Origin of the sequence: Paenibacillus sp. Soil724D2, from assembly GCF_001427935.1 — a bacterium.
Lineage (GTDB): Bacteria > Bacillota > Bacilli > Paenibacillales > NBRC-103111 > Paenibacillus_E.
Window position 1 is genome coordinate 108,268 of the sequence record NZ_LMRY01000045.1, and the last position, 12,331, is coordinate 120,598.

The following is a 12,331-nucleotide window of genomic DNA, read 5'->3' on the forward strand; positions in this document are numbered from 1 at the left end:
CGAGGCCGCCAATTGATAACTCGGCGGCCTCGCTATGTTTGTGCACATTATTTATTCATGACAATTCCACGCTGGCGTTGTCCCCCTAATATTTCAGTGAGCTGTCTGTATCTGCAAATGTAAAGGCCATCCTTTGCAGGATGGCCCTTTCTTTGTAGAACATGTATTATTAACTAACATACCCGTTCTACACCCCATTATAATTGATAAATCCCATGCTCTATTCGCTGGATGCAAGATTCGGCAAACTTGTAATAATCAAAGTCATGGTGACTTTCCGCCTTAGTAAGTCCACTGTAAAACATTCCCCACGCAACCTCTCGAACCATCGACACGAATTTCATATCCTGAAAAATGTGGAATGTTTCCTCCTCAAAATATCCGAAGTATAACTTTAACCACTCACGCTCATCTGTTTCACTGAACTGGTTTGTAAACGGAATGAGCGTCAATTCGAAAAACACATCTCCGACTCCCGACAACTCCCAATCAATAATTTGCAATTGTTGGCCTGTATAGATCATATTGCATAAAAAGGAATCATTGTGACAGAATTTGTTGTTATATTCTTTGTCATTACTCCTCATATGCGCGATTTTCTCTACTCGATGCAAAATTCGGTTCAATCCATCAGGATGCTTGACTTGAAACTGATCTGCACCTTTCAAATATCCATGAATTAAATCGTAAGGAGTACATGTTCTGCCTTGACCTTCCATACGATGTATTCGTTTGAGGCGATCCATAATCATTTCTTTGATATGATTGTCTTTCAGATCATCTTTCTCAAGCATTCGACCTTCAATAAATTCCGTGACTACAAATTGTTCCGGATGATTATTGGAAATCACCCTGGGAGCAAATCCTTCGCGGTTTGCCTTCTTCATCACTTCTATTTCAGAGCGGCGTGTCAGGTTCAAATACTCATTTTGTCTGCTATTGATGCGAAGAACGTATGTACTCAGTTTGGTTAGTACCTTATAGGTTTGGTTGCATAGCCCTCCACTAAGATTATCAAAACTTAAGAATTCATGGCTTAGCTCTGGTACTTCGCGAATAATTTCTTCAACTTTCATGTTCAACAGAATCCCCTCCCAACGGAAATACGATTGATTTTATGCTTTTTGAAAACCTTTCCAACAAATTCTGTGAAATATACGGGCCAGCGCATCATAAATGTGTTTCTTGTAAAAGCTACTTCTCGAAAGATTTCATTTCCTCTATCACCGAATCTTCATATGCGTGCATTTTTCCGAGTATGATATCTTGGACATTAACTGGTTGGCCAATTGTCGCTGACTCCAGTGCCGCAAATACGACGCCTAAGGCTTCAAGCCCCCGTCCAGCGCTCGAAATCGGCTCCTTTTGATCCGCTATTGCTTCCCATAATTCCACATAAGAATGCGCAAACGGATTTTGTACAATATCGGGCGCATAACGTTCGATAATTTCAGACATCGGGATATGTGTCCCGTCTTCCAGCTTTGCATGCTGTCCCGGACGGAAGCAGCCCTTGCTGCCGTAAATCCACACCCCGCCGGTTCCTTCCCCATGCGCGGCAGTACTGCACATCCAGTGTCCCAGCCCGCCGTTTGCAAAACGGAACACCGTTACCGACGTATCTTCGCCACTAGGACGTATAATGGTTTCCCCGTCGCTCAACTCTTTCTCGAATATTTCCTTATATGAGAATACTTCTTTAATAGGACCATTCACTTCAGTAAAAAAATGGGTGCGATGGACACCATGATCATTAATCCATCCGGCTCCCGCTCTTCCTTTCATATGACGCCATGCCGTACCGGCAAAATATTTACGCCCAAGTGTAACTGTCGCATAGTCCATAATCATGTAGACGGAGCCGATGATACCCTCTCTCACCGCTCTTGCCATTGCAACATTGTCAGCTCCCAATACGCTTGGTTCAGATAGAGTCATAACCTTGCCATATTTTTTCGCATCTGCAAGCATCTTCCGTCCGAAGGAAGGCGAAATAGCCAACGGCTTTTGCATTTGCACATGTACTCCCGCAGCAAAACAATCTTCCGCAACGGTATGATGCAAATCATGATCCAGCAGGATGGATACCGCATCCAATCGGCCTTCCTCCAGCATCCGGCGATAATCTGTATATACTTCGGGCCGCTTTCCGAGCCGTCTTTCCACTTCCGCTGCAAACTCCTCAGCTCGATCCTGTCTAAGATCGCAAACAGCTGTTAAATCAAACGTTTTCTTGCCTTCATTTTTTAATTGTTGCAAACCTTCCAAGTGTGCAGTTGAAATAACTCCGCAACCGATGAATCCAAGTTTCATTTAAGTAACCTCCCGAATAGTAATTGTTTCTATGTTTTGTGTACATCTAAAGGAAAAATACCTCCAACATAATGAATAGATGGAGGTATCTTTAATTTCCGGTAATTTCTTGGTGTGCTATTTCTAAATATCCAAAGCTTGTTTAGCCAAGGCCAGAGCACCGCAAAGACCAGCGTTGCCGCCTAGAGCGGGTTGTACAATGTAATTATCATTGTCATCTGAAAAAGCCGGATGCTGTACGTAACCGTTCAACAGTTTACGAACTTGTTCGCGTATAAGCGGGAATAAGTGAGATTGGTTCATAACGCCGCCGCCGATAATGATTTTCTCCGGAGAAAGAATGAGAATGTAATTGACTAGTGCCTGAGCGATATAATAGCTTTCTATTTCCCAAGCAGAATGAGTATCTCCAAGTTCAAACGCCTTCGATCCCCAACGATCCTCCAACGCCGGTCCGGCCGCCAATCCTTCCAAACAATCTTTGTGAAAGGGGCAGTGTCCTTCATAGCTGTCATCCGGATGCCGCCGTATAAGAATGTGCCCCATTTCTGGATGGGTCAAACCATGAACGAGCCTGCCTTCAACGATGGCACCCGCACCGATCCCGGTTCCGACCGTCATGTACAGGCAGCTGTTCAATCCTGCTGCTGCCCCCCATGTTGCTTCCCCCAGGGCAGCTGTATTCACATCAGTATCAAAACCAATAGGGATGTCAAAGTACCGCTTCAAATGCTCTACGATCCGGTAACCGCTCCAGTGCGGCTTTGGGGTTTTTGTTACGGAACCATAAGCATGGCTCTGCGGATTCACATCAATCGGGCCGAAGGTTCCGATTCCAATTGCTTGTATCTCTTTTGCTGCAAAGAAATCCATCGCATTGCCAAGCGTAGCTTCTGGTGTCGTTGTTGGGATAGAGATGCGGTCAAGAATTTCGCCATCTGCCGTCCCAATCCCGCATACGAACTTTGTCCCGCCGCCTTCGATAGCACCTAATAACAATTCGTTTCCCTCACAATCATCGTCACTTTGTTATACCGTCACAAGCGAATAGATCGATTTCAATGGATGAAGTGCTAGAGAAATGACCTTGGCCTTTCCATCAAGCACATATAATTCCAAACCTGTACTGGACGGATCCGGAAAAATTTGATCGGTAATCACAACCTCCCCGTCATTTGCAAATACTTCAATGGAAGAGTTATCGACAAATAGGTGCAGCTTTAGTCGTCCATTTTGAAGCTCCAATTGCACATCATGCTTACAAGCAAATGCATCATGAAATCCGCTTTCACCGGAGTTGCAACGGTCAACAAACAATCTCTGCATGGCGGTGTTATAGCCGACTACGGTTTCTTCCCGCTCCGAATTCCGAAGCTTAAAACCAACTTCCGATGCGTCGCCCAAATCGATTTCACATTCGAGCTCATAGGTATCGCTGTGCACGTCCGAAAGTATGTTTTGACCGGGGCTAACCATAACCTCTTCCCAAATCTGTGCTTCTAACCGAAGCTTCTGCAAATCCGTCACAGGCTTTTGAACCAAGCGCATTCCAGATGCCCCCTTCTTCAGGGAAAGCACCCGTGGCAGCGTCATCGCGCTTCTCCAACTGCTTGTCGGAGTGAGATTTGCGTACTTCCAATTGCTCATCCAGCCGATAAACAGCTTTCCTTTATCCGATCTATCAACATCCGACCATGTTACACCGGCATAGTTATCTCTTCCGTGATCCAACCATAAGACGTTTTCAGGAGAAGCATCGTTCGTAAATGTACTTCCGTCAAAGCTCCCAACAAAATATTGTGTCCTTGAGCCTTCTGCCATCTGTGGATGATCTCCGATGCTGACGATCAGTATCCATTTCGTTTCTTCAGCATGACCTTCTATCGGTAGCTCTATTAAGTCCGGACATTCCCATACTCCGTCATGTGAGCCCTCTGCGGCACCGAATTCACTTGCAAAAGACCATTCCTTTAGATTGGAAGACGTATAGAAATGAACACGGTCTTCCACTGCAAGTACCATGATCCACTGCTGCTTTGAAGCATGCAAGAATACTTTAGGATCCCGGAAATCCGTTATTTGCTCGTTGCACAACACAGGATTCCCCTCATACATCACCCACGTTCTGCCTTTATCCAAACTATAAGCAAGGCTTTGCCTCTGTCTCGGTCGTTCGGAATCCGGATAATGGTCCGCGTGGGTGAAAATAGCAACCAGACCAGGCTTACCAGAGAAAAATCCGCTGGTATCCTCCCAATCCACCACTGCGCTACCGGAGAATATGAAACCATTTTGATCAGGTTTTAACGCAATCGGGCGATGCTCCCAATGGGTCAAATCCGTACTGATCGCATGTCCCCAATGCATCGGTCCCCAGGTTGTACCTTCTGGATAATGCTGATAAAACAAGTGATATTCCCCATCGAAATATACCATTCCATTTGGATCGTTCATCCATTTAGCCGGCGGCGTAAAATGGAACTGTGGTCGGTACTTTTCTCTATACATAACAGTTGACATCTCTTCCACTCCCTCTATTTAAAAAAATCCAGAGCGTCACCTTCATACTCGATCCGCTCCGGCGATTTAATACAAAATTTATTTTTTTACGTTTCTGTCGTAACCTGCTTGTTTAATCTTCAACCAATCTTGTAGACCCAGACGGTCCAATTCTTTTAAATAACCAGCCCATTCAGCATCAATTTTCCCATTCTGAATCCACTCAGTCCGTTTTCTCAGTACATAGGCAAACATATCTGTTTCAATCGCAGAAAGTCGATCCAATTCTTCTAAAGAGAAGAACACTTTTGGATAAATATTTTTTGCCTTCATGTCCGGGACCATCACTTTTTTCATTAGGTCCAATCTCCATGCCGCATCGTCTGGCTTCGTCGTAACATTGCCATAGTAAGAATCCAAAATCGCCAATGGTCCGCCAACAAAGGTTTTTTGTCTCAATTCCCAAGGAGACGTTCCGTTCAACGGTAAATGTTTCAGCATTTTTTTAGATTCGTCGAATTCAAAGATATTTTGCTGTGCTTTATCTCCATAAGTGCCCCAGTTGTTTTGTACGGATTGTGTCGGATCGTATAGAGAATCAATCCATTTTGCAGTCGTTTCGATATTTTTATTTGCTTTGGTGATAACCATTCTTCCTCTATCGAGTCCCATTCCGTTCGTTCGCGTTACGTTTTTCCAACCATTCGGCCCTTCAAGCGCAGGCATAAGATCATATTTATCGTTCATGCCTGTGATATTTCCCTTATCCCATGTAAAATATAGACCATAACGATTTTCTTTTCCTTTAGCTAGATAGGTATTCCAATCCTGCGTAGGCGCTTCAACATCCATTAAACCTTCTTTATATAAATCATTTAGAAACTTGACGCCTTCCTTAAAGCTATTATCAGCAGATGTGAAAATAACCTTTCCATCATCACTGACAACTGTATGGTCCCAGTTTTCGCCCAGACCGAATGAGCCGAATAAGAAAGCCAAGTCCTCTCCGCCGGTTTTATTGATAAAGGACATAGGTATTTCATCCGCTTTTCCATTACCGTTCGGGTCTTTTGTTTTAAAAGCAATCAAAACTTGTTTTAATTCTTCCGTCGTTTTTGGCATCTTCAAGCCTAATTTATTTAGCCATTCCACGTTAATCCAAGGGAAGTCATCTACTGAGTGGATACTTTCTTTACCGGCACCCAGCTCTTCAATCCATGGGAACGAATAAATATGACCGTCCGGGGCCGTAATCATCGATTTATATTGCGGCGCTTTCTCCAAAACCTTCTTGAAATTTGGCATTTGTTTTTCAATAATGTCATCGAGCGGAATAATGGTTCCGTCCTTTGCCAATTTAAGCAAATCGTAGTCACCCAAAGCTGCATCGAAAATCGCATCAGGAAGATCCCCGCTGGCAATCGCTAAATTCCTCTTCTCCGCAAACGAATCCCAAGGATAATTCTCCCAATCAATGTGTATCCCCGTCTTTTCTTCTAGACGTTGGAATATCACCTTTTTATTAGGATCTTCGGGAGCTAGCGGCGAGCTTTGTGTCATAAACTTCAAAGCAGGTTTCGCTGTTGTACCTGGGGCAGCACTTGATGCTGCCGGCTGGCCTGATTCTTTGCTGCTGCTGCACCCCGTTACTGCCAATAATGCCGCCATAGAAATGAATAATGCCTTTTGGGAATGTTTCATAAGAATAACCCTCCTCTTTTTTGGAAAACCTATATGTTTGCCGATCCATTATTTTAATGAACCGACCAAAACACCCTTTTCAAAATACTTTTGGAAAAAAGGATACATAATAAGTAACGGTAGACTGGAAATGACAATGGACGAATACTTAATGATCTCAGATAGTCGTTTCAGTTCTGCCATAGCCAATTGGTCCGCAATCATGCCAGGATTTACTTGATTCTGAATTAAGATAGATCTTAAAACCAACTGTAGAGGCAGCAAATTAGCACTTTTCAAATAAATTAACGCGTCGAAATAAGAATTCCATTGACCTACGAATGCATATAGGGCTAATACGAAAATAATTGGTTTAGATAGAGGAAGAACAATCTTGAAGAAAATACGCACCTCAGATGCGCCATCAACCTTGGCTGCCTCGTTCAATTCGTTCGGAATTCCACTAAAGAAGGTCCTTGCCAAAACAATATTCCAAACATTTACAGCCGTTGGTAGGATGATCGCCCATACCGTATCTAACATTCCCAAGTTTTTTATCACCAGATAGGTTGGAATTAATCCCCCGCCGAAAAACATGGTGATGACAAACAGGATCGTAAAAAACTTTTTACCTACGAAACCAGCAACCGATAAAGGGTAGCCGGCAAAAATGGAGACAACGACGGTAACAAAAGAAAACGCGACGGAGTAAAAAAGAGCATTTACAAATCCCCGAATCATCGCATGATTCGATAAAATGACTTTATACCCTTGAACACTATAATCAGCAAGATGGAAGGAGATCCCTTTATTTAATAGTGCAGTCGGCTCCATAAACGACGCCACAACTACATAAATTAAGGGAACTACAACGATCAATACAGCAAAGAACAATAGAATGTAATTGATGGTCAGAATAAAACGGTCCAATCTAGTAGGCTTAAAATTCATACGGCATCTCCTTCTCTTTTAATAGAGGCCTTCACCTTCATTTAATTTCTTCACGACAATATTAACGAGGATAAGCAAAACGACATTAATAACGGAGTTAAATAGACCAACCGCAGAGGAATAAGCGTAATTTCCTGCTTGCAAACCAATTTTATACACATAGGTTGGAATGATCTCTGAAGTTGGAACATTCATTGCCGTTTGCATCAAATAGGCTTTCTCAAATCCAATTGCCATAATGCCGCCGGCAGCTAAGATGAATACGATTGCCATAACCGGTTTAATCGTAGGCAAGTCGATGTGTTTGATTCTTTGCAGCAGGTTAGCTCCATCAATGGTTGCAGCATTATGGAGCTCGGGGTCAACGCCGGCTAATGCAGCTACATAAATAATCGATGACCAGCCCGCTCCCTGCCAAATGCCAGATAAGATATAAAGCGTCCGAAAATAATCCGGGTCTGACATAAAATTAATAGGATGGCCAGTAATCAGGGTTAGAATCTTATTAATCGGCCCTACCGGCGATAGGAATACGAATAGCATCCCGACAACAACGACAACCGATATAAAGTTTGGCGCATATAAGACCAATTGAATCCTTTTTTTAACACCAGCTTTCCGTAATTGATTCAGCATGAGCGCTAATAAGATGGGAACCGGGAAACCAAGTATGAGTCCATAAGCACTAAGTTTCAGCGTGCTCATGAAAATAACTTCAAAATTGGGTGAGGTTAAAAACTTCGTAAAATGCTTTAATCCAACCCATTCACTGCCGAAAATCCCTTTGCTCGGACTAAAGTCTTTAAAAGCAATGACCGCCCCGTACATGGGTACGTACTTAAATATGATCGTCAGGATGAAGGCTGGTGCCATCAGTAGGTACAGAAAAGGATTTTTCCTCATATAATCGATTTTACTTATAAATGTATGACTTCTTTGTTTAACAGCTCTCATGTCAACCTTCGCAACTTCTTGCAAGATTGTCCCCCCCTAACTAAATATCCATAAAATTTTTCAATTGCACAAATCACTTCAAACGTTTGTGCTTTTTCACATGTAGATCCCATAAAAGTAAGGGCTTACATTCTTCGTCTCTTCTCTTGACCACAATTTCAATTTACACAAAATAATTAATTTAGTCAACATAATTTTTATATAATTTGTTCATTTGCAAACAAAATAAGATGCATATTCTCACTAAAAATCGAATAATTCGTTCGTTTTTATTGGTTTTCTCTTCTTTTGAACAATAAAACATAATGTACGGAGGATATAATTTCAATTTACAGATTCATTTGCACAACTTAATTTGTGCATTTGTTTACATTAATTTGCACAATTAGCGAATTTTCATCAATTTGCAAATGCACTAATTTCTGAGTTGATATTTGTTCAATTGTAACATTTTGAATTGACACTTTAATTATAATATTATACATTTACTTTAAACTAATCATCCATTGATCTGCGAACTGTAGTTGTTCGTTAAAGGAGTAAGCACATGAGTAAAGAAAAAATCACCATACAGTATATCGCGGACTCCTTAGGGCTATCCAGGAATACTGTTTCTAAAGCTCTAAATGGCAGTGAAAGTATTCCTGCAGAAACAAGAAATAAGGTATTAAAACGTGCGATTGAGTTAAATTATAAACAGTTTGCTCTTATTGATACGGACACGTTAACCACCAAAAATACGGGCAACATTGCACTCTTAACGTCAAATATGCCGAGCAATAGTCATTTTGGGGCTTCATCGCTAAGCGGACTTGAGAAAAAAATCAGTTCCGATGGTTTTAATCTCTCCATTCACATTGTTCGAGAATCGGACATTTCTTCATTAGTACTGCCTAATAATTTCGACACTAAAAAAGTGGACGGAATCGTTTGTATTGAGTTATTTGACAAGAAATACACCCAATTAATCAATTCCTTGGGGATCCCAACCATTTTTATAGATTCCACAGCGGATATCTTTTATCCCGAACTTCATGCAGATATCATTCTAATGGAAAACGAACATAGTACTTATTTAATGACAAAGAAATTAATCGATAATGGTTATTCAAATATTGGCTTTATTGGCGACTATAATCATTGTAAAAGCTTTAATGAAAGATGGTCTGGATTTAATCGGGCGTTACTAGAATCTCATTTGCAGCTTAACCACCTATTTTGCATAGTTGAAGAAGATCGATATATTGCGGATCCTAAATGGTTTGAGAACCGGTTGGATAACATGAACAACCTTCCGTCTGCCTTTGTTTGTGCGAATGATTTTATTGCCATTAACGTGATGAGGATTTTAAAAAACAAAAATGTACGAATACCGGAGGATATGGTTATCTGCGGTTTTGATAACTCTCCTGAGTCGCAGATCGTAGAACCTCATTTATCAACCGTCCATATATTCAGAGAAGAAATAGGAATTCTGGCTGCTGAAATATTGTTGTCCAGGGTTGAGAACCCTCTCAAGCCACCTCAAATTACTCATGTTCAAACGAAGCCGATATTCCGTGAATCTACGGGGAATTTAAACGAATCTAATTTATGAAACTATTAAACAATAAACCGCTGCACCCTATGAATGGTGCAGCGGTTTAAATTATTACTTCAGCTTGCTTTAGAACATTTAAAGTTGGCCGCAGATTGCAGATTCACAACAGCATTTATCGTGACAGCGTCGGATTTATACATCAATTCTTTTAATCACTCTCGCTGGATTACCACCAACAATCATGTTGTCCGGAATATCCTTGGTTACCACGGCTCCAGAAGCAATAACGACATTATTGCCAATAGTTACACCTGGATTAATAACCGCTCTTCCGCCGACCCATACATTGTTGCCAATCGTTACCGGCTTTCCATATTCCGGTCCCTTGATCCTTTCGTACGGATCTACAGGATGTGTAGCCGTATACACGTGAACTCCTGGCCCGAACATACAGTTATCGCCAATCCGAACCTCGCACACATCCAGGATAGTACAGTCAAAGTTTGTATAGAAGTTCTCGCCAACATAAATATTGTAGCCATAGTCAAATCGGATGTTTGGCTCCAAACCCAAGTTATTCCCAGTCGATCCTAACAGCTCTTTAAGTATCCGTACTCGCAGCTCTCCATCCATTTCGGTAGTCTGGTTGTACATGCGCGTCATCCGTCTGGCATATTCCCGCTCACGCGTAAGTTCAGGATCCCAAGCCATATATAGTTCGCCATCCAGCATTTTTTGTTTTTCTGTTTTCATGTTATACACCCTATCCTCTCTCATCATGAAGTGAAGTATTTTGAATTTGTAATGGTCTGGCAGATCTGGTCAGAGATCCTGAGATGATAATACCAATAAGTACAGCAATCAGTGCACGCAATAACCCAAAATGCTCTCCCAGAAAGCCCAGCGCAGGCGGACCCGCCAGAGCTGCGATATAGCCCGTCGTAGCTAAGGCTCCGACTCTTACAGCAGCACCTTGAGGTTCATCTCCTGCCGCCGACAGCCCCACCGGAAAACCAAGCGAGGCTCCAAGCCCCCATAAAACGACACCTACCGAGGCTACAAAATAATGCTGGCCCCAGATCACTAACGTTAATCCCAGAAAGGCCGCAATGGCGCATCCCGATAAGACCCACACCCTTCCATAACGATCCAGAATCCATCCGCCAGTAAATCGTCCCAGGGTCATAGCTGCTACAAACAAGCCATAGATAAAGGAAGCTGCCAGCGAGTTAACCCCATAACCATCCACCATAACCAACGGCAACCAATCATTAGCGGAACCCTCGGCAAATGCCATGCCCAAAACAATAATACCAATAAACAATGTCCGTTTTTCTTTCCATACCGTTAACTGCTGTTTAAAAGCCGAACTCTTTAGAGTTGAAGTATCCACATGCTCCTTTCCTGTATCCTCTGGCAAGTAACGATAGCAATAACATACAGCTGCGGCCATCAACAGAGCGATGATCGAGAAATGGGCCACGATCGGGAGATGAATGGCCACAGCCCCGGCGCCGGTAGCCGCTCCAACGAGTGTCCCTACACTAAAAAAACCATGAAAGGCCGGTAAAAGTGTTCGATTCAATGCCTTCTCGACAGCAGAACCTTCCACATTTAGTGCGACCTCCGCAGAACCGTAACCGCAACCAAAAATGATCAAGCCCCCTATAACGATAGGCAAATTCGTTAGGGCCGTACCGATTCCGCTAGTTACAAATCCAATCACAATCATTAAAGAGCTACCCATTATGACAGGTCGTGCACCTATTCGTGCGACAACTGAACCCGCCGCAAGCAGACCAATTAGGGCTCCCGCTGCAGCCATGAATATTATGATACCCATCTCGGCAGTAGAGATATGAAGCAAATCCCGAACAGCAGGTGTACGGGAGATCCAAGAAGCAAAGGACAGTCCCGGCAGGGCAAATAGCAGAAACAAGATATTACGGGCTAGTCTGGGATTCTTGTAGAAAAGAGATGTCATATATTTCGCTTCACTTCCGTTTCTCTACAAGTTTCAGTGAATAGTCCAGGCTTTCCAGTGTCATTGTAATCAATCCATACATGTAATCCTCCTCCGGATACTCAAGCAGCTTCAGTTGCGGCATATGCATCTCTGGAATATACTTCAGACATTCATGCCGGATCATCTCCACATCAGCTGGCTGGACTAGACTCCCGGTCAAAGCAATCGTCTCCGGGTTCATGACTGCGATCAGACTGGATACGGCACGGCCAGCTAGAGAATGAAAAGTAGTCCTATCGTGTAATTGCCGGAACTATGGACTGAACGTCGCTGATGAACAAAAAAATACTCCCCAAGACAGTGTCGCCTTAAGGGAGTCTGTAATTGTTACTTGGCAAATTCCAATATCTTCAAAAAATTCTCCAGAC

The 12,331-nt window shown here is 42.7% G+C and carries 11 protein-coding genes; 1 reads left to right on the top strand and 10 read right to left on the bottom strand.

What is annotated here, in order from left to right:
- Positions 1–197: 197 nt before the first annotated feature.
- The 7 genes from ASG85_RS27395 to ASG85_RS27425 form a co-directional block, all read right to left on the bottom strand.
- Positions 198–1,076 carry a phosphotransferase gene (locus ASG85_RS27395; RefSeq protein ID WP_235550247.1) on the bottom strand — a complete coding sequence of 293 codons (879 nt, stop codon included), beginning with the start codon at positions 1,074–1,076 and terminating at the stop codon, positions 198–200.
- A 118-nt stretch (positions 1,077–1,194) separates the two neighbouring features.
- Positions 1,195–2,313 carry a Gfo/Idh/MocA family protein gene (locus ASG85_RS27400; protein WP_057305743.1) on the bottom strand — a complete coding sequence of 373 codons (1,119 nt, stop codon included), beginning with the start codon at positions 2,311–2,313 and terminating at the stop codon, positions 1,195–1,197.
- Positions 2,314–2,436: 123 nt separating this feature from the next.
- Positions 2,437–3,312: an ROK family protein gene (locus ASG85_RS27405; RefSeq protein WP_060648349.1), complete on the bottom strand. Its 876-nt coding sequence runs from the start codon at positions 3,310–3,312 to the stop codon at positions 2,437–2,439.
- 30 nt (positions 3,313–3,342) lie between these two features.
- Complete coding sequence (locus ASG85_RS27410) at positions 3,343–4,833, bottom strand: glycoside hydrolase family 32 protein (RefSeq protein WP_060648350.1); 1,491 nt, start codon at positions 4,831–4,833, stop codon at positions 3,343–3,345.
- 78 nt (positions 4,834–4,911) lie between these two features.
- Complete coding sequence (locus ASG85_RS27415) at positions 4,912–6,513, bottom strand: ABC transporter substrate-binding protein (RefSeq protein WP_060648351.1); 1,602 nt, start codon at positions 6,511–6,513, stop codon at positions 4,912–4,914.
- Positions 6,514–6,561: 48 nt separating this feature from the next.
- Positions 6,562–7,443 (bottom strand): carbohydrate ABC transporter permease, encoded by an 882-nt coding sequence (locus tag ASG85_RS27420; protein WP_060648352.1) that lies wholly within the window; start codon positions 7,441–7,443, stop codon positions 6,562–6,564.
- Positions 7,444–7,461: 18 nt separating this feature from the next.
- Entirely contained in the window at positions 7,462–8,397 is a 936-nt protein-coding gene (locus ASG85_RS27425) for an ABC transporter permease (RefSeq protein ID WP_060648601.1), read from the bottom strand.
- Between the two features lie 547 nt (positions 8,398–8,944).
- On the opposite strand from ASG85_RS27425, the gene ASG85_RS27430 reads away from it, so the two are divergent.
- Positions 8,945–9,994, top strand: a complete 1,050-nt coding sequence (locus tag ASG85_RS27430; protein ID WP_060648353.1) for a LacI family DNA-binding transcriptional regulator — start codon at positions 8,945–8,947, stop codon at positions 9,992–9,994.
- A 135-nt stretch (positions 9,995–10,129) separates the two neighbouring features.
- Here ASG85_RS27430 and ASG85_RS27435 read toward each other — a convergent pair whose 3' ends face one another.
- From ASG85_RS27435 to ASG85_RS27445, 3 genes are read right to left on the bottom strand one after another with little or no spacing between them, the layout of a single operon-like run.
- Positions 10,130–10,690, bottom strand: coding sequence for a sugar O-acetyltransferase (locus ASG85_RS27435; protein WP_060648354.1), 561 nt, complete (start codon positions 10,688–10,690; stop codon positions 10,130–10,132).
- 10 nt (positions 10,691–10,700) lie between these two features.
- A complete protein-coding gene (locus tag ASG85_RS27440) occupies positions 10,701–11,921 on the bottom strand; it encodes an MFS transporter (RefSeq protein ID WP_060648355.1) in 1,221 nt (406 codons plus the stop codon).
- Between the two features lie 10 nt (positions 11,922–11,931).
- Complete coding sequence (locus ASG85_RS27445) at positions 11,932–12,123, bottom strand: hypothetical protein (RefSeq protein WP_060648356.1); 192 nt, start codon at positions 12,121–12,123, stop codon at positions 11,932–11,934.
- Positions 12,124–12,331 lie beyond the last annotated feature (208 nt).

Bases quoted from the DNA above. Each gene is read 5' to 3' on its own strand.
- ASG85_RS27395 (WP_235550247.1), bottom strand. From the start codon at position 1,076: ATGAAAGTTGAAGAAATTATTCGCGAAGTACCAGAGCTAAGCCATGAA.
- ASG85_RS27400 (WP_057305743.1), bottom strand. From the start codon at position 2,313: ATGAAACTTGGATTCATCGGTTGCGGAGTTATTTCAACTGCACACTTG.
- ASG85_RS27410 (WP_060648350.1), bottom strand. From the start codon at position 4,833: ATGTCAACTGTTATGTATAGAGAAAAGTACCGACCACAGTTCCATTTT.
- ASG85_RS27415 (WP_060648351.1), bottom strand. From the start codon at position 6,513: ATGAAACATTCCCAAAAGGCATTATTCATTTCTATGGCGGCATTATTG.
- ASG85_RS27420 (WP_060648352.1), bottom strand. From the start codon at position 7,443: ATGAATTTTAAGCCTACTAGATTGGACCGTTTTATTCTGACCATCAAT.
- ASG85_RS27425 (WP_060648601.1), bottom strand. From the start codon at position 8,397: ATGAGAGCTGTTAAACAAAGAAGTCATACATTTATAAGTAAAATCGAT.
- ASG85_RS27430 (WP_060648353.1), top strand. From the start codon at position 8,945: ATGAGTAAAGAAAAAATCACCATACAGTATATCGCGGACTCCTTAGGG.
- ASG85_RS27435 (WP_060648354.1), bottom strand. From the start codon at position 10,690: ATGAAAACAGAAAAACAAAAAATGCTGGATGGCGAACTATATATGGCT.
- ASG85_RS27440 (WP_060648355.1), bottom strand. From the start codon at position 11,921: ATGACATCTCTTTTCTACAAGAATCCCAGACTAGCCCGTAATATCTTG.